Here is a 20,796-nt window from a genome sequence, read left to right on the forward strand (position 1 = left end):
AGGTTGCACCCAAAATCGCGCACGGCTAATCTTGGCGCCAGCTTAAGCCACAGCCTGTGGCAATAATGAGGATAAGAAATGGCGACGACCACCCTTGGGGTCAAACTCGACGACCCTACCCGTGAGCGACTCAAAGCAGCTGCGACCTCTATCGATCGCACGCCGCACTGGTTGATCAAGCAAGCGATCTTCAACTATCTGGAGAAGCTCGAGGGTGGCGCCACCCTGACCGAACTCAACGGTCAGCCCGGCCTTCATGCCGACGATGCCGGCGAAGTACAGGCCGACCACGCCCACCAGTGCTTCCTCGAATTTGCCGAAAGCATCCTGCCGCAGCCGGTCTTGCGCTCGGCCATCACCGCCGCCTACCGCCGCCCTGAGCCGGAAGTGGTACCGATGCTGCTGGAACAGGCGCGCCTGCCGGCCGCCATGGCCGAGGCCACCAACAAGCTGGCCGCCGGCATCGCCGAAAAACTGCGTAACCAGAAGAGCGCTGGCGGCCGTGCCGGCATCGTTCAGGGCCTGCTGCAGGAATTCTCCCTGTCGTCGCAGGAAGGCGTGGCGCTGATGTGCCTGGCCGAAGCCCTGCTGCGCATCCCCGACAAAGGCACCCGCGACGCCCTGATCCGCGACAAGATCAGCACCGGCAACTGGCAGCCGCACCTGGGCAACAGCCCGTCGCTGTTCGTCAACGCCGCCACCTGGGGCTTGCTACTGACCGGCAAACTGGTCTCGACCCACAACGAATCCGGCCTCACCTCTTCGCTCAGCCGCATCATCGGCAAGAGCGGCGAGCCGATGATCCGCAAGGGCGTCGACATGGCCATGCGCCTGATGGGCGAGCAGTTCGTGACCGGCGAAACCATCGCCGAAGCCCTGGCCAACGCCAGCAAGTTCGAAGCCAAAGGCTTCCGTTATTCCTACGACATGCTCGGCGAAGCGGCGCTGACCGAACATGACGCGCAGAAATACCTGGCGTCCTACGAGCAGGCTATCCATTCGATCGGCAAGGCTTCCCACGGTCGCGGCATCTATGAAGGCCCGGGCATCTCGATCAAGCTCTCGGCCCTGCACCCACGCTACAGCCGCGCCCAGTACGAGCGCGTCATGGACGAGCTGTACCCGCGCCTGCTGTCGCTGACCCTGCTGGCCAAGCAATACGACATCGGCCTGAACATCGACGCCGAGGAAGCCGACCGCCTGGAGCTGTCGCTGGACCTGCTCGAGCGCCTGTGCTTCGAGCCGCAACTGACCGGCTGGAACGGTGTCGGTTTCGTCATCCAGGCTTACCAGAAGCGCTGCCCGTATGTGATCGACTATGTCATTGACCTGGCCCGCCGCAGCCGCCATCGCCTGATGATCCGCCTGGTAAAAGGTGCTTACTGGGACAGCGAGATCAAGCGCGCCCAGGTCGAAGGCCTGGAAGGCTACCCGGTGTATACCCGCAAGGTGTACACCGACGTTTCCTACATTGCTTGTGCACGCAAACTGCTGTCGGTGCCGGAAGTCATCTACCCGCAGTTCGCCACCCACAACGCCCACACCCTGTCGGCCATCTACCATATCGCCGGCCAGAACTATTACCCGGGCCAGTACGAATTCCAGTGCCTGCACGGTATGGGTGAGCCACTGTACGAGCAGGTTGTCGGCAAGGTCGCCGATGGCAAGCTGAACCGTCCGTGCCGCGTGTATGCCCCGGTCGGCACCCACGAAACCCTGCTGGCCTACCTGGTTCGCCGCCTGCTGGAAAACGGCGCCAACACCTCGTTCGTCAACCGTATTGCCGACCAGTCGATCTCGATCCAGGAACTGGTTGCCGACCCGGTCGCCACCATCGAACAGATGGCTACCCAGGAAGGCAATACCGGCCTGCCGCACCCGCGCATTCCGCTGCCGCGTGACCTGTATGGCACCGAGCGGGCCAACTCCGCCGGTATCGACCTGGCCAACGAACACCGCCTGGCTTCGCTGTCCTGCGCTCTGCTGGCCAGCGCCCACAACGACTGGAAAGCCGCGCCTATGCTCGGTTGCGCCGCCAGCAACGAAGCAGCTGCGCCGGTGCTGAACCCGGCTGACCTGCGCGATGTGGTCGGTCATGTCCAGGAAGCCAACGTCACTGACGTCGACAACGCCATCCAGTGCGCGCTCAATGCCGCGCCGATCTGGCAGGCCACCCCGCCGGCCGAACGCGCCGCGATCCTGGAGCGTGCCGCCGACCTGATGGAAGCCGAGATCCAGCCGCTGATGGGCCTGCTCGCCCGTGAAGCCGGCAAGACCTTCGCCAACGCCATCGCCGAAGTGCGTGAAGCCGTCGACTTCCTGCGTTACTACGCCGTCCAGGCGCGCAACGATTTCAGCAACGACGCTCACCGCCCGCTGGGTCCGGTAGTGTGCATCAGCCCATGGAACTTCCCGCTGGCGATCTTCAGCGGCCAGGTTGCCGCGGCCCTTGCCGCCGGTAACCCGGTGCTGGCCAAGCCGGCCGAACAGACCCCGCTGGTTGCCGCCCAGGCCGTGCGCCTGCTGCTCGAAGCCGGTATCCCCGAAGGCGTAGTGCAACTGCTGCCGGGCCGCGGCGAAACCGTCGGCGCCCGCCTGGTCGGTGACGATCGGGTCAAAGGCGTGATGTTCACCGGCTCTACCGAAGTCGCCCGCCTGCTGCAACGCAACATCGCCGGCCGCCTGGATGCCCAGGGCCGTCCGATCCCGCTGATCGCCGAAACCGGCGGCCAGAACGCAATGATCGTCGACTCCTCGGCGCTCACCGAACAGGTGGTCATCGACGTCGTATCTTCTGCCTTCGACAGCGCTGGCCAGCGTTGCTCGGCCCTGCGCGTACTGTGCCTGCAGGAAGATTCTGCCGACCGCGTCATCGAAATGCTCAAGGGCGCCATGGCAGAAAGCCGCCTGGGCAACCCTGAACGCCTGGCCGTGGACATTGGCCCAGTGATCGACGCCGAAGCCAAGGCCGGTATCGAGAAACACATCCAGGGTATGCGCGACAAAGGCCGTACCGTGTACCAGATGGCAATCGCCGATGGTGAAGAGATCAAGCGCGGCACTTTCGTGATGCCAACCTTGATCGAACTGGAAAGCTTCGACGAACTGCAGCGCGAGATCTTCGGCCCGGTCCTGCACGTGGTGCGCTACAACCGCAAGAACCTCGACCAGTTGATCGAGCAGATCAACGCCTCCGGCTACGGCCTGACCCTGGGTGTCCACACCCGGATCGACGAAACCATTGCCAAGGTCATCGACAACGTCAATGCCGGTAACGTCTACGTCAACCGCAACATCGTCGGCGCCGTGGTCGGCGTGCAGCCATTCGGCGGTGAAGGCCTGTCCGGTACCGGCCCGAAAGCCGGTGGCCCGCTGTACCTGTACCGCCTGCTGTCGACCCGCCCGGCGGGCGCCATCGAGCAGTCGTTCCAGCGCACCGACGGCGAAAACGCCCCGGACACCCGCCTGCGCGACAGCCTGAGCAAACCGCTGCAAGCCCTCAAAGCCTGGGCGGCGAGCAATCAGCTGAACGACCTGAGCGGCCTGTGCGAGCAGTTCGCCCAGCAATCGCAAAGCGGTATCAGCCGCCTGCTGGCGGGCCCGACCGGCGAGCGCAACAGCTACACCATCCTGCCGCGCGAGCACGTGCTGTGCCTGGCCGAGGTCGAAGCTGACCTGCTGACCCAACTGGCGGCGGTACTGGCCGTGGGCAGCTCGGCGGTGTGGCCGGAAGGCGAGCTGAGCAAGACCCTGCGCAATCGCCTGCCGAAGGAAGTGCAAGCGCGCATCCAGCTGGTGACCGACTGGAACAAGGATGACGTGGTATTCGACGCCGTCCTCCACCATGGCGACTCCGACCAACTGCGCGCCGTGTGCGAGCAGGTGGCCAAGCGCGCCGGTGCCATCGTCGGTGTTCACGGCCTGTCGTCGGGTGAAACCGCGATTGCCCTGGAGCGCCTGGTAATCGAGCGCGCACTGAGCGTCAACACTGCTGCTGCCGGTGGTAACGCGAGCCTGATGACTATCGGCTGATAGCCAGCAGCGCCTCTATCGCGGGTCAAGCCCGCTCCTACAGCGTAGGAGCGGGCTTGACCCGCGATGCTTTCTAGCCCAGAAACTTCGCACGTTGATGACGCACCAGCCACCCCAGGCTACCCGCCTTCACGACCTCGGAAGCAATGACGAAAACCAGGGGATCTGACCGCCACGAAAACTACCCTGGACATAAAAGACTATAAAAAATGCATCCATCCCACCCCACCAAAACCGGGTCATACGTGGGAGCTGATTCATAGGCTGACGACTGAAGGCCTCAGACATCAACAAAGATCCCGATGAAAAAACCTGCCAGCAAAACCACGAGAAAAGACACCAGCACTATCCAAACCAGAATCCCGACCGACATCCAGGCCCAATTCAGGAGTGACAAGCGGGAATTAGACTGGCCTTTCGGGTCGCCTACGCAGGTGTTTATCGCCCCCTGAATCCTGGCCATTACCCAAAGAATCACGACATCCATAGCCAATACCGCACTCAACAACGGCAGCGGCGCCAGCTCCATCATCTGGTTTGCCCACAACGAGAGCGCTGTCAGCAGGATCAAGGCGCATACCAACCAGAACGGTGACCACCTGTAGCTACGACCAGACAGGTGTAATTGCCGATCGACCCTGCTCAGCAGGCTGTAAAGAAACAGAATGCCGAAGATGCTTCTTACCAGCGGCAACACTCGCTCCCCGGTTTCCCGCCGGTAGAGCGCCCAGCTTTGGTAATGGCAAAAAAGCCAATAAAAACCAAAGGTGAACAGGTTCATCACGATCAACTTTCTGATCGATACGACGAAGAACATTGGCCCCCTGCCTGTGGCATCAGAGAGATCAGGGCTCATCGAAGCGGTGCTGTTAGTGGTCATGGCTACGGCCTTCGGTAATGGGCCGACTATCTAAGCCTGCTCGTGCATCACAGATCTGCCCTCTGGCTCCGAAGCAAGGGTACGAACATTCCTAAACGCCTTGTGCCTTGCCATCACCCGTATCTATTTCACTGTGCAGTAGCATCGTCACTACCTAGACTCGGCCCATCCCCAGACAGGAACGCCGCCATGTCCGAGACCCTGCTCAGCGCCCGCAACCTGGCCTTCGAACTCTACGAAGTGCTCGATGCCGAGGCCCTGACCCAACGCCCGCGCTTTGCCGAGCACAACCGCGAAACCTTCGATGCCGCTCTGAGCACTGCGCGGACCATCGCCGAGAAGTATTTCGCCCCGCATAATCGCAAGGGCGATGAGCACGAGCCACGCTATGAAAATGGCGAGGCGCTGTTGATCCCCGAGGTCAAGCCTGCGGTCGATGCCTTCCTTGAAGCCGGCTTTCTCAACGCCAGCCGCGACTTCGAAGCCGGTGGCATGCAGTTGCCGACCTTGCTCTCGCAAGCCTGTTTCGCCCACTTCCAGGCGGCCAACGCCGGGACCACGGCGTACCCGTTCCTGACCATGGGCGCCGCCAACCTGATTGAAAGCTTTGGCAGCGACGAGCAGAAGCGCCTGTTCCTGCAACCGATGATCGAAGGCCGCTTCTTCGGCACCATGGCCTTGACCGAGCCGCACGCTGGCTCGTCCCTGGCCGATATTCGCAGCCGCGCCGAGCCAGCCGGCGATGGCAGCTATCGGCTGCGCGGCAACAAGATATTCATTTCCGGCGGCGACCATCCGTTGTCGGAAAACATCGTGCATATGGTCCTGGCCAAGCTGCCCGATGCGCCGCCCGGGGTGAAGGGCATTTCGCTGTTTATCGTGCCCAAGTTCATGGTCAACGCCGACGGCAGCCTCGGCCCGCGCAACGATGTGTTGCTGGCCGGGTTGTTCCACAAGATGGGCTGGCGCGGCACCACCTCGACGGCGCTGAACTTCGGCGACAACGGCCAGTGCGTCGGCTACCTGGTGGGCAAGCCACACCAGGGCCTGGCCTGCATGTTCCAGATGATGAACGAGGCGCGTATCGGCGTCGGCATGGGCGCGGTGATGCTGGGTTATGCCGGCTATCTGTACTCGCTGGAGTACGCCCGCCAGCGTCCGCAAGGGCGCCTGCCAGACAACAAGGATCCGGCCACCGCTGCCGTGCCGATCATCAATCACAGCGACGTCAAGCGCATGCTGCTGACCCAGAAGGCCTACGTCGAAGGCGCCTTCGACCTGGGCCTGTACGCCGCGCGGCTGTTCGATGACACCCAGAGCGGCGAAAGCGATACGGTTCGCCAGCAGGCCCATGAACTGCTCGACCTGCTGACGCCGATCGTCAAGTCCTGGCCTTCGGAGTTTTGCCTCAAGGCCAACGAGCTGGCCATCCAGATTCTCGGCGGTCATGGCTACACCCGCGAGTACCCGGTCGAACAGTACTACCGCGACAACCGCCTGAATCCGATTCACGAAGGCACCCACGGCATCCAGTCGCTGGACCTGCTCGGGCGCAAGCTGGCGCAGAACGGTGGTGCCGGGCTCAAGCAACTGGTCCGCCTGATCGCCAGCACCTGCGAGAGAGCCCATCCGCACAGCAGCCTGGATCGTCTGCGGGTACCGCTGGAGCAGTTGCTCAATCGCCTGCAGGAAGTGACCCTCGGCCTGCTCGGCGATCTGGCCCAGGGCCAGGTCAATGCCGCCCTGGCCAACTCGGCGCTGTATCTAAAGGCTTTCGGTCACTGCGTGATCGGCTGGCGCTGGCTGGAGCAGGCAATCCACGCCGAACAAGGCCTGGCCCGGGGCAACCCGGCCGATCGCGACTTCTACCTGGGCAAATTGCAGGCCGCGCGTTATTTCCTGACCTGGGAAGTGCCGGGCTGCCATAATGAGCTGGCATTGCTCGCGGCCCGTGACGATACCTGCCTGAGCATGCACGATGAGTGGTTCTGAGGGGGAACCACCGCGCACACGGAGGTTCCCGCATGTTCGAGTTGACCGCATTGCTGCGCCAGCGCTTCGCCGCCCTGCGCAGCAGTGGCGAATTTTTCTCCCTGCGTTATGTGCAACAAAGTCAGCAACACCTGTCGGTGCGCAAGAATATCGCCGAGCCGCCGTTTCTCAGCCGCGACGAAGGCGCGATGCTCACCGTGCGCGTCAATGGCGTGGAAACCTACGCCGCCACCGCCGACCTCTCGCAAGCCGGCTTGCAGCGTGCCCTGGAGCAGGCCGAAGCGCTGGCCCGGCAAATAGCCGGGCGTGCCCTGCTCGACCTGCGCGAGCAACCGCTGGCCACAGGCCGCGCCGATTACTGCTCGCCCAACCTTGAGCAAGCCTTCCCGTCCCTGGCCGACTGCTACGCCCTGCTTGCCCAGGAATCTGCCAGCGTGCCGGACGACAGCCGCCTGGTGAACTGGCAGGCAAGCCTGGGCATCAGCACTATCGAGCAGATCTACCTGAACACCGCCGGCGCCGAACTGCGCCAGGCCCAGCGCTTTATCTACCCGGGTTTCAGCACCACCGCCTTCGACGGCCAGGACAGCCAGACCCGCACCCTGGGCCGGGAAAACTTCGGCCAGCAGGGCGGCCTCGATGTGATCGAGCGTTGCGGCCTGGTGGGTGCCGGGGCCAAAGTCGCCGAGCAGGCCCTGCAACTGCTGCTGGCGCCGAACACCCCCAGTGGTGTGCGCGACCTGCTGTTGATGCCCGACCAGATGATGCTGCAGATCCACGAATCGATCGGCCACCCGCTGGAAATGGACCGCATCCTCGGCGACGAGCGTAATTACGCCGGCACCAGCTTTGTCAAAGCCAGCGACTTCGGCAGCCTGCAGTACGGCTCGAAATTGCTCAACGTAACCTTCGACCCGTCGATCCGCGAAGAGCTTGCCAGCTACAGCCACGACGATGACGGCAGCGCTGCGCACAAGCAGTTCCTGATCAAGGACGGTTTGCTGATTCGCCCGCTCGGTGGTGCCCTGTCGCAGTTCCGTTCCGGTCTTGAAGGGGTGGCCAACAGCCGCGCCTGCGGCTGGAACCGCGCACCGATCGACCGCATGGCCAACCTCAACATCGAGCCGGGGGACAAGACCCTGGCGCAACTGATCGGCGGTATCGAGCAGGGCATCCTGATGCGCACCAACCGCTCGTGGTCGATTGATGATGCGCGCAACAAGTTCCAGTTCGGCTGCGAATGGGGCCAACTGATCGAAAACGGCGAGCTCAAGGGCGTGGTCAAGAACCCCAACTACCGCGGCATCTCCGCCCGGTTCTGGGGCAATCTCAGCGCCGTCGGTGACGCCAGCACCTTGCAGGTACTGGGCACGCCAAACTGCGGCAAGGGCGAGCCGAACCAGGTGGTACGCGTGGGCCACGCCTCCCCCGCCTGCGTATTCAGCCAGATCGACGTATTCGGAGGAGACGCCTGATGGCTGCCACCCCACTGCAAAGTTTCCAGCACCTGGTCGCCAGCCTGCGCGACGCGGTGTGCGCGCCAGAGCATTTCACCTTGAGCTACAGCGGCGAGCACTCGCAGTTCATCCGCTTCAACCACGCCAGGGTGCGCCAGGCCGGCGAAGTGCAACAGGCCAGTTGCGTGCTCAAGCTGGTCGCCGACGGGCGCCAGGCCGAGCTGCAGTTCACCCTCGGCAACGATGCCGAAGTCGATCAGCTGCGCCTGCAACAAGCCCTGGAGCAACTGCGCCAGACCCTGCCGCTGCTTGAGCCCGACCCTTACCTGCAACTCAATGACAGCGCCTGGCACAGCCATAGCGTGCAGGATCAAGCGCTGCCAGACAGCGCTGCGGTGCTGGCGCAGATCGAGCAAGGCGCGGGAGATCTGGACCTGGTTGGCATCTACGCCGCGGGCCCGATCTGCCGGGGTTTTGCCAGCTCGTTCGGGGCCTTTGGCTGGCACCAGGCCAACAGTTTCAACTTCGACTGGAGCCTGTTCCACAGCAACGGCGAGGCGGTCAAAGCCAACTATGCCGGCCAGACCTGGGACGGCGAAGCCTTCGCCCTGCGCCTGCAGCAGGCCCGCGAACAGCTCGACTACCTCGGCCGCCCGCTGAAAAAACTCGCCCCCGGCCAATACCGCGCCTACCTGGCACCGGCAGCGCTGGACGAGATCATGGGCATGCTCTGCTGGGGCGGCTTCTCGGCCCAGGCCATCGCCACCAAGAACAGCCCGCTGCAACGCCTGTACAGCACCGATGCCAGCCTCAGCCCGATGGTCCACATTAGCGAACAAGTCAGCGGTTCGCTGAGCCCGTCGTTCTCGGACGAAGGCCTGGTGCGCAGCGACCTGCGCCTGATTGACCAGGGCCGGGCCCACGATCGGCTGATCTGCGCCCGTAGCGCCGCCGAGTTCGAACTGGCGGCTAACGGTGCCGATAGCTACGAGTCGCCATGCGCGCTGAGCATGGCCGGCGGCGAGCTTGCGCAGAGCGAAGTCCTCGCCCGCCTGGGCACCGGCCTGTACATCAGCAACCTCTGGTACCTGAACTACTCGGACCTGCCCGCTGCGCGCATGACCGGCCTGACCCGCTTCGCCACCTTCTGGGTCGAGAACGGCGAGATCCAGGCACCGGTGAGCACCATGCGCTTTGACGACAGCGTCTACAGTTTGCTGGGTTCGCAACTGGAGGCATTGACGACCGAACGCGAGCTGATTCTGTCGACCAGTACCTACGGTCAGCGCCAGACCAGTTCGAGCCATTTGCCGGGAGCTTTGGTCCAACGCCTGACGTTGACGTTGTGATAACCCCGATCGCTGGCAAGCCAGCTCCCACAAGGGTCTGTGTGAACTTGTCCCTGTGGGAGCCGGCTTGCCGGCGATGAGGCCCTCGACCTTGTAGAGATGCCCATGCCCAACCGCGCCCCGCTGGACCCGACCACCGCCCGCTGGATTCCCTGGGTCGTGGCCATCGCCTTTTTCATGCAGTCGCTCGACGGCACCATCCTCAACACCGCCCTGCCGGCCATGGCCCGCGACCTGGCCGAAGACCCGCTGCGCATGCAGTCGGTGATCATCGCCTACATGCTCACCGTGGCCCTGCTGATCCCGGCCTCGGGCTGGATTGCCGACCGCTTTGGCACCAAGCGCATCTTCTTCGGCGCCATCCTCCTGTTCAGCCTTGGTTCGCTGCTCTGCGCCCTGGCCAGCAGCCTCGGCATGCTGGTAGCGGCACGGGTGATCCAGGGCCTGGGCGGTGCCTTGATGCTGCCGGTCGGGCGTCTGGTGGTACTGCGTGCCTATCCGCGCTCGGAGCTGGTGCGGATCATGAGCTTCATCACCATCCCCGGCCTGCTCGGGCCGTTGCTGGGCCCGACCATGGGCGGCTGGCTGGTGGAAATTCTCAGCTGGCACTGGATTTTCCTGCTCAACCTGCCGGTTGGTGCCATCGGCTGTTACGCAGTATGGAAGTTCATCCCCGACCTGCGCGGCTCGGAGCGTACCCGCTTCGACGGCATCGGCTTCGTGCTGTTCGGCGCGGCGATGGTGTTGATCACCATTGCCATGGAAGGCCTGGGCGAGCTGCACCTGCCGCACCTGCGGGTAATGCTGCTGCTGTTTGCCGGCATGGCCTGCCTGGCCGCCTACTGGCTGCGCGCCGGCAGCGTCGACAACCCGCTGTTTTCGCCAAAACTGTTCCGCACCCGGACCTTTTCAGTGGGTATCCTCGGCAACCTGTTTGCCCGCCTGGGCAGCGGCGCCCTGCCGTTCCTGGTGCCGCTGTTGCTGCAAGTGGCGCTGGGTTACTCACCGTCCCAGGCCGGCATGAGCATGATCCCCCTGGCTGCGGCGGCGATGGTCGCCAAGTCGATTGCCCGGCCGCTGATCGAGCGCTTCGGCTATCGCAATATTCTCACCGGCAATACCCTGCTGCTGGGCCTGCTGCTGGCAAGCCTGGGCCTGGTCGACGAACAGACGCCCTACGCCCTGTTGCTGTTGCAACTGGGCTTGCTCGGCGCGGTCAACTCGATGCAGTTCACAGCGATGAACACCGTGACCCTGATCGATCTCGACGACAACAGCGCCAGCAGCGGCAACAGCCTGCTGTCGGTGGTCGCGCAATTGTCGCTGAGCCTCGGTGTGGCCTGTGCCGGCGCCCTGCTTGGCGGTTTTACCGCAGCGGGCAGTGTCGAAGGCGTCGAGAGCACCCTCGGGGCGTTCCAGCTGACCTTTGTGACCATCGGCCTGATGGCCATGCTGGCGGCGGCGATCTTCATGCAGTTGTCCAGGGCAGACGGAAGGCGTGCCCCTCGTCCGGAACCGGAGATCGAGCCTTAGGGCTAAAGGCCATGAGGCTGGTACACTGCGCGACATTTTGTTTTGCAGGCCAGTCTCGTGACCACCATTGCCACCGCCTTCGCCACTTTGCCGCTGTCCGCCGCCATGCTGGCCAACCTGGACGCCCTCGGCTACGCCCAGATGACCCCGATCCAGGCCCAGAGCCTGCCGGTGATGCTCAAGGGCATGGACCTGATCGCCCAGGCCAAGACCGGCAGCGGCAAGACCGCCGCCTTCGGCATCGGCCTGCTCAACCCGCTCAACCCGCGTTACTTCGGGTGCCAGGCGCTGGTGTTGTGCCCGACCCGCGAGCTGGCCGACCAGGTGGCCAAAGAGCTGCGCCGCCTGGCCCGCAGCGAAGACAACATCAAGATCCTGACCCTCTGCGGTGGCGTTTCCCTGGGCCCGCAGATCGCTTCGCTGGAGCACGGCGCGCACATCATCGTTGGCACCCCGGGCCGCGTGCAGCAGCACCTGAGCAAAGGCACCCTGGTGCTCGATGGCCTCAACACCCTGGTGCTCGATGAAGCCGACCGGATGCTCGACATGGGCTTCTACGACGCCATCGCCGACATCATCGGCCAGACCCCGAAGCGCCGCCAGACCCTGCTGTTCTCCGCCACCTACCCGGCCGGCATCAAGCAACTGGCCTCGGCGTTCATGCGCGACCCGCAAACCGTCAAGGTCGAGTCGCAGCACGCCGACAGCCAGATCGAGCAGCGCTTCTACGAGATCACCCCGGAACAGCGCATGGACGCGGTGAGCAAGCTGCTCGGGCACTTCCGCCCGCAGTCGTGCGTAGCGTTCTGCTTCACCAAGCAGCAGTGCCAGGAGCTGGTCGAGCACCTGCAGGCCAAGGGCATTGCCGCCCAGGCCCTGCATGGCGACCTGGAGCAGCGTGACCGCGACCAGGTCCTGACCCTGTTCGCCAACCGCAGCCTGTCGGTGCTGGTAGCCACCGATGTCGCCGCCCGCGGCCTGGATATCGACGCCCTGGACATGGTCATCAACGTCGAGCTGGCCCGCGATGCCGAGATCCACGTGCACCGCGTCGGCCGTACCGGCCGTGCCGGCGAGAAAGGCCTGGCGGTGAGCCTGGTGGCCCCGGCCGAAGGCCATCGCGCCCAGGCCATCGAAGACATGCAGAAGGCCGCCCTGCGCTGGGAACAGCTGGACAGCCTCAAGGCCCAGAATGGTGCACCGCTGCTGCCGACCATGAGCACCCTGTGCATCGCTGCCGGGCGCAAGGACAAGCTGCGCCCTGGCGACATTCTTGGCGCCCTGACCGGCGATGCCGGACTGCCGGGCACCCAGGTCGGCAAAATTGCCATCTTCGACTTCCAGGCCTTCGTCGCCGTCGAACGCGCGGTGGCCAAGCAGGCGCTGCAGCGACTCAACAGCGGCAAGATCAAGGGCCGCTCGTTGCGGGTGCGGATCGTCTGATTACTTTTTTCGCGGGGCAAGCCCGCTCCTACACACCCTCCCTGTAGGAGCGGGCTTGCCCCGCGATCGCTTCACCACCGAATTCTCGAGGATTTTGCAGTGCGTTCCACCGAAGTGATCATCATCGGCGCTGGCGCCGCCGGCCTGATGTGCGCCCTGAGCGCCGCCAAACGCGGCCGTCAGGTGCTGCTGCTCGACCACGCCAACAAACCGGGCAAGAAGATCCTCATGTCCGGCGGTGGCCGCTGCAACTTCACCAACATGTACACCGAGCCGAGCAATTTCCTCTCGCACAACCCGCACTTCTGCAAATCGGCCCTGGCCCGCTACACCCAGTGGGACTTCATCGAGATGGTCGGCAAGCACGGCGTGCCCTACCACGAGAAAAAGCTCGGTCAGCTGTTCTGCGATAACAAGTCCAGCGACATCCTCGGCATGCTTCTGGACGAGTGCGACAACGCTGGCGCCGAGCTGCGCATGGACACCCGCATCGAGCAGATCGAAAAACTCGACAGCGGCTACCTGCTGGAAACCAGCGCCGGCCAGTTCCAGTGCCAGTCGCTGGTCATCGCCACCGGCGGCCTGTCGATCCCGACCCTGGGCGCCACCGGCTTCGGCTACCAGGTGGCCCGCCAGTTCGGTCACACCCTGCTGCCGACCCGTGCAGGCCTTGTGCCGTTCACCATCACCGAGCCGCAGCTCAAGGCGATCTGCACTGAACTGTCGGGCACCTCGGTGGATTGCGTGGCCAGCTGCAACGCCAGCAGCTTCCGCGAAAACCTGCTGTTTACCCACCGCGGCCTGAGCGGCCCGGCGATCCTGCAGATTTCTTCGTTCTGGCAGGCCGGCGACACGGTTGAGATCAACCTGCTGCCCGAGCACGACGCCCTGAGCTGGCTGCAACAGCAGCAAGCCGAGCGCCCCAACAGCGAGCTCAAGACCCTGCTCGGCGAGATCTTCACCAAGAAGATGGCCAACCTGCTGGCCGAGCACTGGTTCGTCTCCAAACCGATGAAGCAGTACACCCCGGCGGAACTGGCCCAGGTCAGCGACAAGCTCGGGGCCTGGCAGGTGGTGCCGGCCGGTACCGAGGGCTACCGCACCGCCGAGGTAACCCTGGGCGGCGTCGATACCCGCGAGGTTTCGTCGAAAACCATGGAGTCGCTGAAAAGCCCGGGGTTGTACTTCATCGGTGAAGTGCTCGACGTCAGCGGCCACCTGGGCGGCTTCAACTTCCAGTGGGCCTGGGCCTCGGCGTACGCGGCCGCGCAGTTCGTCTAACCTTCGCGGTAGAATCAGCGCATCAAGGAACAAATTTTGCTGGTCAGATGGCGGCGGTAACACCGCTGCCATCTGACTGGCTCAATTTCGATCATCGCCCAAGGCCTGCCGACCCGACATGTCATCTTCCTCGTTCAGCCAATCGTTGCGCCGCCTCTGGGCCCTGGACAAGTTCAGCTACGCCATCCGCGTTCTCATCGCCCTGACCGGCAGCATGCTGCTGTGCTGGTACAAGGACGAGATGAGCCTGCTGATCCCGCTGTTTCTGGGGATTATCGCCAGCGCCCTGGCCGAGACCGACGACAGCTGGCAGGGGCGCCTGAATGCCCTGGCGGTGACCCTGGTGTGCTTCACGGTTGCCGCGCTGTCGGTGGAGTTGCTGTTCCCCTACCCGATCATCTTCGGCTGCGCCCTGGCCCTGGCCAGCTTTGCCCTGACCATGCTCGGTGCGCTCGGCGAGCGCTACGGCGCGATTGCCTCGGCGACGCTGATTTTGTCGGTGTACACCATGATCGGCGTCGACCAGCGCGGCGGCGAAGTCACTGACTTCTGGCACGAGCCGTTGCTGTTGGTGGCCGGCGCCGCCTGGTACGGCCTGCTTTCAGTGCTATGGCAGGCGCTGTTTTCCAACCAGCCGGTGCAGCAGAGCCTGGCCCGGCTGTTCCGCGAGCTGGGTCGCTACCTCAAGCTCAAGGCCACCCTGTTCGAGCCGATCCGCCAGCTGGATGTCGAAGCCCGGCGCCTGGAACTGGCGCAGCAGAACGGCCGGGTGGTGGCCGCACTGAATGCGGCCAAGGAGATCATCCTGCACCGGGTCGGCAATGGCCGGCCTGGCTCGAAGGTCAGCCGCTACCTGAAGCTGTACTTCCTGGCCCAGGACATCCATGAGCGTGCCAGTTCTTCGCACTACCCCTACAACGCCCTGACCGAAGCCTTTTTCCACAGCGACGTGCTGTTCCGCTGCCAGCGCCTGCTGCGCCAGCAGGGCGTTGCGTGCCAGCAGTTGTCCGAATCCATCCAGCTGCGCCAGCCGTTCACCTACGACACCAGCTTCGCCCAGGCCCTGGAAGACCTGCACGCCTCGCTCGAACACCTGCGCATCCAGAGCAACCCGGCCTGGCGTGGCCTGCTGCGTTCGCTGCGGGCGCTGGCGGCAAACCTGGCGACCCTCGACCGCCTGCTCAGCGATGCCAGCAACCCCGACAACCTTGCCGATGCCAGCGACAGCAGCCTGCTCGACCGCTCGCCGCGCAATTTCAAGGACGTCTGGAGCCGCCTGCGCCAGCAACTGACGCCGACCTCGTTGCTGTTTCGCCACGCCTTGCGCCTGCCTCTGGCGCTGTCGATCGGCTATGGCATGGTGCACCTGATTCACCCGACCCAGGGCTACTGGATCATCCTCACCACCCTGTTCGTCTGCCAGCCCAACTACGGCGCCACGCGGCGCAAGCTGGTGCAACGGATCATCGGTACGGGCATCGGCCTGACCGTCGGCTGGGCGTTGTTCGACCTGTTCCCCAGCCCGATCATCCAGTCACTGTTCGCCGTGGCCGCCGGGGTGGTGTTCTTCGTCAACCGCACCACCCGCTACACCCTGGCAACCGCAGCGATCACCCTGATGGTGCTGTTCTGCTTCAACCAGATCGGCGATGGCTACGGGCTGTTCCTGCCGCGCCTGTTCGATACCCTGGTGGGCAGCCTGATCGCCATCCTCGCGGTATTCCTGTTCCTCCCGGACTGGCAGGGCCGGCGCCTGAACAAGGTGCTGGCCAATACCCTGAGCTGCAACAGCACCTACCTGCGCCAGATCATGCAGCAGTACGCCCAGGGCAAGAGCGACGACCTCGCCTACCGCCTGGCCCGGCGCAACGCCCACAACGCCGACGCAGCGCTGTCGACCACCCTGGCCAACATGCTCATGGAACCGGGGCATTTTCGTAAGGAGGCCGACGTCGGTTTCCGTTTTTTGGTGCTGTCGCACACCCTGCTCAGTTATCTGTCGGGCCTCGGCGCGCACCGCGACACGGCCCTGGATGCCGAGGTTCGCCAGCAATTGATCGATGGCGCCGGGGCCAGCCTGGCCAGCAGCCTGGATGAAATCGCCGAAGGCCTGGCCAGCAAGTTGCCGGTGGCGATCCACAGTGATGCCGAAGAGGCCCTGGCCAATGAGCTTGAGCAGATGCCCGAAGAGCTCGACGAAAACCAGCGCCTGGTGCAAACCCAGCTGGCGCTGATCTGCCGGCAACTGGCGCCACTGCGCACCCTCGCCGCACACCTGATCAAGGACAGCGCGCCGGCCTGATTACAGGCCGTGCTGCTTGAGCAGCCGGGCATAACTGCCATCGGCTTTCATCTGGGCAATGGCGCGGTCGAAACCGGCGACGATCTGCTGGTGCTCAGGGTTCTTCAGGCTGACGAGGATATGCAGGCTGTTCTCGCTGACCGGCTTGTCGAAGAACTCCACCGCCTCGCGCACCTCTTTCGGTTCGCGCTTGAGGTAATAACCGGCAACGAACTCGTCCTCCAGCGCCAGGCGTACACGCCCGGCGGCGAGCATGCCGACAGCAACGGAAAAACTGCGCACCGGAACCTTCTGCAATTGGGCGTCACTGTCGAACTCGGGCGAGTAGGCGTAATCGCGCACCACGGCGACAGGGAACGGATGGAGGTCGCTCAAGGCATTGAAGCGCAGCGCATCGCCTTTGCGCTTGAGCAGGCGAATACGGTTGGTCAGGTAGCTGGCGGAGAACTGGCCAATTTGTGTACGCGAGTCGTTGTACCAGGCGTTGACCAGCACATCGTAGCGGCCTTCCCCCACCCCCAGCAGCGCCCGGGCCCAGGGCACCTGCTCGTACTGGCTGGTATAGCCGGCACGGGTCAGGGCGGTGGTGACGATGGCTGTGGCCAGACCGCCGTTGGCCATGCTGGCATCGGTGAACGGTGGCCAGCTGTCGGCCACCAGCCGCAGCCGGGTGGCCTGCGCCGATGTGCTCAGCAGTAGCAGTATTCCCATTGAAGCCAAGACTCGAAGCAATGGCCGCATGCTCAAATCCTTTAGCGAACCCCTGGTTCGCGCCGTTGATTTCAACTGCTTGAGAATGTTCAGTGCCTATCAGCCATCGCAGGTTACACAAAGAAGAAGTAATCGGGCAGAGGCAAATGATATCAAATGGCCTCTATTCCGGTCGACTTCGAGCCTGTATTGACCTGGCGCAATTAGACCCTCGCCGCGCAGTCTGCCATGATCAGGGCTATCAACCGCTTGAGAGACGCCCATGGCCATCGACTGGATCTGCAAACACCACAGTGACATTGGCAAGGAACAACTCTATGCCATTCTGCGACTGCGTACCGAAGTGTTCGTGGTCGAACAGAAATGTGCCTACCAGGAAGTCGATGGCCAGGACCTGGAAGGCGACACCTGCCACCTGATGGCCTGGGAAGGTGACCAGTTGCTGGCGTACCTGCGTTTGCTCGATCCACAGTCCCAGGGCGGTGACGTGGTCATAGGCCGGGTGCTGATCGCCCCCCAGGGACGTGGTCGTGGACTGGGCCATGAACTGATGGAGCATGGGCTCAAGTACGCAGAGCATTACTGGCCTGAAGTGCCGGTGTACCTGTCAGCCCAGGCGCACTTGCAGGGCTACTATGCACGCCATGGTTTCAAGGTGGCGGGAGAGGAGTATCTGGAAGACGATATCCCGCATATCGGTATGCGTCGCGGCTGAAATTCAGGGCTGCTGCGCAGCCCATCGCTGGCAAGCCAGCTCCCACAGGAGTCACTCAGAACCTTGTGGGAGCTGGCTTGCCAGCGATGGGGCCCTCAGGGATACCCCAGCACCTCGCGAACACTGCGCAAATGCTGGGTGATCCACTGCTTGTCGATCGCCCCCCAGTCGCGAATCCGGTAGTGCCCGGCATGATTGCGCGCGCCTGCCTGCTGCTCGAACTCACAGACGATGTCCAGGTCGGCCAGGGCGGCAATGGTGTCCTGGGCGGTGCGCCGCGGCATGCCGGTGGCTTCCATCAAGGCCGGGACGGTGCTGGCAGTCTGGCTGTCGATCAGCCAGGCGACATACAGCCGGCGGTAGAAACTGCTCTTGGTCTTGCTCACTTCCATTGGCAAATCCTCAGGGCCTACAGGCTGGCGGGCAGCTCGCGGTAGGTCAGGTAAACGCGCAGGTCGAATTCCAGTTGATGGTAGCCCGGCTGCATATATTCACAGAGCTGGTAGAACGCCTTGTTGTGATCGGACTCTTTCAGGTGCGCCAGTTCGTGCACCACGATCATCTTCAGAAACTGCGGCGCCGCCTCCTTGAACAACGAAGCGATGCGGATTTCCTTCTTGGCCTTGAGCTTGCCGCCCTGCACCCGCGACACCGCCGTGTGCAGGCCGAGCGCGCGGTGGGTGAGGTCAAGGCGGTTGTCGAACAGCACCTTGTCGAGGTTCGGCGCGTTGCGCAGGTGCTCCTGCTTGAGCGCCTGGGCATAGCTGTACAGCGCCTTGTCGCTTTGTACCGCGTGCCGGTCCGGGTAGCGCTGCTGCAAGTAGTCGCCCAGGCGATTGCTGGCAATCAACTGGCGAACCTGGTCTTGCAGGGCGGGCGGATAGGCTTGCAGGTACTTGAGCACGGTCATGGGCAAAACGGCTGACGGTAAAGGCGCAGTGTACCCAACTACAGCTGCTGCCAGGCAAAAAAGCCCGGAAACGCCCCGGCATCACTGGCCGTCATCGGTCGCGCCACCAAAAAGCCCTGCACATATTCGCAGCCGTTGGCCTGCAGCCAGTGCGCCTGCTCGAGGGTTTCGACACCTTCGGCGATCACGCTGATTGCATACTGGCGACACAGGTCGATGACGCAACACACCAGCGCCGCGTCCGCTTGCGAGCCGGGCAAGCGTGCGACCAGGTGGCGGTCGAGTTTAAGCGTGTCGATTGGCAGGTCGCGCAGCAGCCGCAGCGAACAATCGCCCGCACCAAAATCGTCGAGGGCGATGCGCACGCCCAGCTCGCGCAACTTGTGCAACTGTTTCAAAGCCACCTCGTTATTGACCATCAACGACGTCTCGGCCACCTCGACCTCCAGCTGCGCCGGATCAAGGCCCTGGATGGCGATCACCCGGCCCAGTTCCTCGGCCAGGTTGGGCATGGCGAACTGCACGCGGCTGAGGCTAATGCCCAGCACCAGTGTCGGCTCGAAGCATTCCTGCCAGTCACGCCGCTGCGCCGCGCCCTGGGCGTATATCCAGCTGGCCAGGCGCGAAATCAGCCGCGCCTCTTCCAGCAAGGGCAGGAACAACCCCGGCGGCACGTCGCCGACACTGGGGTGCTGCCAACGCAGCAGCGCCTCGAAGCCGCGTAGACGGCCGTCGGCAAATGCCACCTGGGGCTGGTAGACCAGGCTGAAATCCTTGTGCTCGATGGCGCTGCGCACCGAATCTTCGAGCATCAGCCGCGAGCGCGCCCGGCCATTGAGGTCCTGGTCGTAGTAGCGATACTGCTGGCGCCCGGCCTGCTTGGCCGCATACATCGCGGCGTCGGCCGCGCGCAGCAGGCCGTCGAGGTTGGCACCGCAATCGGGGTAGGTGGCAATACCGATACTCACGCCGAGGGTCACTTCCATACCCTCTATCTGCTGGCAGATCGACATGCGCTCGATCACCCGCTCGGCGAAACGCGCCGCCTGCTCGGGGTACTCCAGGGCATCAAACAACGCGGTGAACTCATCGCCGCCCATGCGCGCCAGGATCGCATTGGCGCCCAGGCAATCCTTGAGCTGCTCGGCGACCCAATGCAATACCCGGTCGCCGGCCTCATGACCGAGAAAATCATTGATGCGCTTGAAACCGTCCAGGTCCAGGTACATCAACGCCTGGGTCTTGTCGCTGCGCTCATTGCGCACCAGGGCGCTTTCAGCGGCCTGGTAGAAGCCACGGCGGTTGAGCAGCCCGGTCAAGGGGTCGGTAACCGCCTGAAACTCCAGTTGCTGGTGCAGGTGACGCACCACCGACATGTCCAGCACCGTCACCACCATGGCGCGCTGGCCGTCGGTCAATGGCGAGCACGACAGCGCTACCGGCACCGGCTGGCCGCCGGCGGTACGCAGCAGGGCATCGTGGATACGGAAGATCTGCCGCTCCAGGTAGGCCTGGTAGAACGCCGATTCGGCCCACAAGGTCATCCCCGGCGACTGCACGAAATCCAGCAGGTTGGCACCTTGCAGCAGCTCGACCGGGGCTTGGAGCAATTGCGAAATGGCCGGGTTGGCAAAGCTGATCTCACCCTTTTCGCCCACCACCAGGATGCCTTCGGCGGCATTGTTGAGCACCGACGCGTTGAACGCCCGCGCCGCTTCCAGGTCGCGGCTCAAGCGCTGCAGCGAGCGCCGGTTGCGCTGCTGCTCGAGCAGGGCCTGAACCTTGGGCTTGAGGATCTGCGGATCGAAGGGTTTGAACAGGTAATCCACCGCACCACTGGCATAGCCCTTGAGCACAGCGGCCTGGGACTGTTCGTTGGCGGTGAGGAAGATGATCGGCGTCAACCGCGTACGCTGGCTACCGCGCATCAGGCGGGCAACCTCGAAACCGTCCATGCCCGGCATCTGCACATCGAGCAGCACCAGGTCCACTTCATGTTCGAGCAGCGCGCTCAGGGCTTCCGTCCCCGAGCTCGCGGTGAGTACTTGCCAGTCCTGGCGGGCCAGCAAGGCCCGCATGCTGATCAGGTTTTCCGGATAATCGTCAACGACCAGCAGTACTGAGCCGCTATCGTGTGACTGAGGTTGCGCGCAATCCATGCTGCTTCTCTTAAGGCACCAATGCCGGGCTT

At 63.7% G+C, this 20,796-nt stretch carries 14 protein-coding genes; 9 read left to right on the plus strand and 5 right to left on the minus strand.

The window, feature by feature from the left end; genetic code table 11:
* Positions 1 to 78: 78 nt before the first annotated feature.
* A complete protein-coding gene (putA, locus tag ACIOVF_RS07310; protein ID WP_401288494.1) occupies positions 79 to 4,032 on the plus strand; it encodes a trifunctional transcriptional regulator/proline dehydrogenase/L-glutamate gamma-semialdehyde dehydrogenase in 3,954 nt (1,317 codons plus the stop codon).
* A 280-nt stretch (positions 4,033 to 4,312) separates the two neighbouring features.
* On the opposite strand, the gene ACIOVF_RS07315 is transcribed toward putA, so the two are convergent.
* A complete protein-coding gene (locus ACIOVF_RS07315; protein ID WP_195885528.1) occupies positions 4,313 to 4,912 on the minus strand; it encodes a hypothetical protein in 600 nt (199 codons plus the stop codon).
* Between the two features lie 189 nt (positions 4,913 to 5,101).
* Between ACIOVF_RS07315 and ACIOVF_RS07320 the strand changes: the two genes are divergently transcribed.
* From ACIOVF_RS07320 to yccS, 7 genes are all read left to right on the plus strand, one after another.
* Positions 5,102 to 6,904, plus strand: a complete 1,803-nt coding sequence (locus tag ACIOVF_RS07320) for an acyl-CoA dehydrogenase (RefSeq protein ID WP_401288498.1) — start codon at positions 5,102 to 5,104, stop codon at positions 6,902 to 6,904.
* A 32-nt stretch (positions 6,905 to 6,936) separates the two neighbouring features.
* Entirely contained in the window at positions 6,937 to 8,379 is a 1,443-nt protein-coding gene (locus ACIOVF_RS07325) for a TldD/PmbA family protein (RefSeq protein WP_401288501.1), read from the plus strand.
* Entirely contained in the window at positions 8,379 to 9,710 is a 1,332-nt protein-coding gene (locus tag ACIOVF_RS07330) for a TldD/PmbA family protein (protein ID WP_401288504.1), read from the plus strand. Before ACIOVF_RS07325 ends, ACIOVF_RS07330 begins: the two co-directional genes overlap by 1 nt.
* A 105-nt stretch (positions 9,711 to 9,815) precedes the next feature.
* Positions 9,816 to 11,243 carry a multidrug transporter subunit MdtD gene (gene mdtD / locus ACIOVF_RS07335; protein WP_401288507.1) on the plus strand — a complete coding sequence of 476 codons (1,428 nt, stop codon included), beginning with the start codon at positions 9,816 to 9,818 and terminating at the stop codon, positions 11,241 to 11,243.
* Between the two features lie 105 nt (positions 11,244 to 11,348).
* Complete coding sequence (gene dbpA, locus ACIOVF_RS07340) at positions 11,349 to 12,686, plus strand: ATP-dependent RNA helicase DbpA (protein WP_249744453.1); 1,338 nt, start codon at positions 11,349 to 11,351, stop codon at positions 12,684 to 12,686.
* 99 nt (positions 12,687 to 12,785) lie between these two features.
* Positions 12,786 to 13,967 (plus strand): NAD(P)/FAD-dependent oxidoreductase, encoded by a 1,182-nt coding sequence (locus ACIOVF_RS07345; RefSeq protein WP_045193795.1) that lies wholly within the window; start codon positions 12,786 to 12,788, stop codon positions 13,965 to 13,967.
* A gap of 118 nt (positions 13,968 to 14,085) precedes the next feature.
* Positions 14,086 to 16,269 (plus strand): YccS family putative transporter, encoded by a 2,184-nt coding sequence (gene yccS / locus ACIOVF_RS07350; RefSeq protein WP_093376854.1) that lies wholly within the window; start codon positions 14,086 to 14,088, stop codon positions 16,267 to 16,269.
* Here yccS and ACIOVF_RS07355 read toward each other — a convergent pair whose 3' ends face one another.
* Entirely contained in the window at positions 16,270 to 17,010 is a 741-nt protein-coding gene (locus ACIOVF_RS07355; protein WP_093376858.1) for an ABC transporter substrate-binding protein, read from the minus strand.
* 232 nt (positions 17,011 to 17,242) lie between these two features.
* Between ACIOVF_RS07355 and ACIOVF_RS07360 the strand changes: the two genes are divergently transcribed.
* Complete coding sequence (locus tag ACIOVF_RS07360; protein ID WP_401288511.1) at positions 17,243 to 17,695, plus strand: GNAT family N-acetyltransferase; 453 nt, start codon at positions 17,243 to 17,245, stop codon at positions 17,693 to 17,695.
* A 95-nt stretch (positions 17,696 to 17,790) separates the two neighbouring features.
* Here the strand turns inward: ACIOVF_RS07360 and ACIOVF_RS07365 are convergent, their stop codons facing one another.
* From ACIOVF_RS07365 to ACIOVF_RS07375, 3 genes are read right to left on the minus strand one after another with little or no spacing between them, the layout of a single operon-like run.
* Positions 17,791 to 18,087: a helix-turn-helix domain-containing protein gene (locus tag ACIOVF_RS07365; protein WP_045193802.1), complete on the minus strand. Its 297-nt coding sequence runs from the start codon at positions 18,085 to 18,087 to the stop codon at positions 17,791 to 17,793.
* 17 nt (positions 18,088 to 18,104) lie between these two features.
* On the minus strand, positions 18,105 to 18,605 hold the full coding sequence (locus ACIOVF_RS07370) for a YgjP-like metallopeptidase domain-containing protein (protein ID WP_045193804.1): 501 nt from the start codon (positions 18,603 to 18,605) through the stop codon (positions 18,105 to 18,107).
* A 38-nt stretch (positions 18,606 to 18,643) separates the two neighbouring features.
* Positions 18,644 to 20,764 (minus strand): putative bifunctional diguanylate cyclase/phosphodiesterase, encoded by a 2,121-nt coding sequence (locus tag ACIOVF_RS07375; protein ID WP_401288515.1) that lies wholly within the window; start codon positions 20,762 to 20,764, stop codon positions 18,644 to 18,646.
* Positions 20,765 to 20,796: the final 32 nt, after the last annotated feature.

It is taken from the genome of Pseudomonas sp. NPDC087612 (assembly GCF_044743505.1).
In the GTDB taxonomy this organism is placed as follows: domain Bacteria; phylum Pseudomonadota; class Gammaproteobacteria; order Pseudomonadales; family Pseudomonadaceae; genus Aquipseudomonas.

Excerpts from the sequence above, each read along its gene's own strand:
- ACIOVF_RS07330 (WP_401288504.1), top strand. The coding sequence starts at position 8,379 with ATGGCTGCCACCCCACTGCAAAGTTTCCAGCACCTGGTCGCCAGCCTG.
- dbpA (WP_249744453.1), top strand. The coding sequence starts at position 11,349 with ATGCTGGCCAACCTGGACGCCCTCGGCTACGCCCAGATGACCCCGATC.
- mdtD (WP_401288507.1), top strand. The coding sequence starts at position 9,816 with ATGCCCAACCGCGCCCCGCTGGACCCGACCACCGCCCGCTGGATTCCC.
- ACIOVF_RS07355 (WP_093376858.1), bottom strand. The coding sequence starts at position 17,010 with ATGCGGCCATTGCTTCGAGTCTTGGCTTCAATGGGAATACTGCTACTG.
- ACIOVF_RS07360 (WP_401288511.1), top strand. The coding sequence starts at position 17,243 with ATGGCCATCGACTGGATCTGCAAACACCACAGTGACATTGGCAAGGAA.
- yccS (WP_093376854.1), top strand. The coding sequence starts at position 14,086 with ATGTCATCTTCCTCGTTCAGCCAATCGTTGCGCCGCCTCTGGGCCCTG.
- ACIOVF_RS07370 (WP_045193804.1), bottom strand. The coding sequence starts at position 18,605 with ATGACCGTGCTCAAGTACCTGCAAGCCTATCCGCCCGCCCTGCAAGAC.
- ACIOVF_RS07365 (WP_045193802.1), bottom strand. The coding sequence starts at position 18,087 with ATGGAAGTGAGCAAGACCAAGAGCAGTTTCTACCGCCGGCTGTATGTC.
- ACIOVF_RS07315 (WP_195885528.1), bottom strand. The coding sequence starts at position 4,912 with ATGACCACTAACAGCACCGCTTCGATGAGCCCTGATCTCTCTGATGCC.
- ACIOVF_RS07320 (WP_401288498.1), top strand. The coding sequence starts at position 5,102 with ATGTCCGAGACCCTGCTCAGCGCCCGCAACCTGGCCTTCGAACTCTAC.
- ACIOVF_RS07375 (WP_401288515.1), bottom strand. The coding sequence starts at position 20,764 with ATGGATTGCGCGCAACCTCAGTCACACGATAGCGGCTCAGTACTGCTG.
- putA (WP_401288494.1), top strand. The coding sequence starts at position 79 with ATGGCGACGACCACCCTTGGGGTCAAACTCGACGACCCTACCCGTGAG.
- ACIOVF_RS07325 (WP_401288501.1), top strand. The coding sequence starts at position 6,937 with ATGTTCGAGTTGACCGCATTGCTGCGCCAGCGCTTCGCCGCCCTGCGC.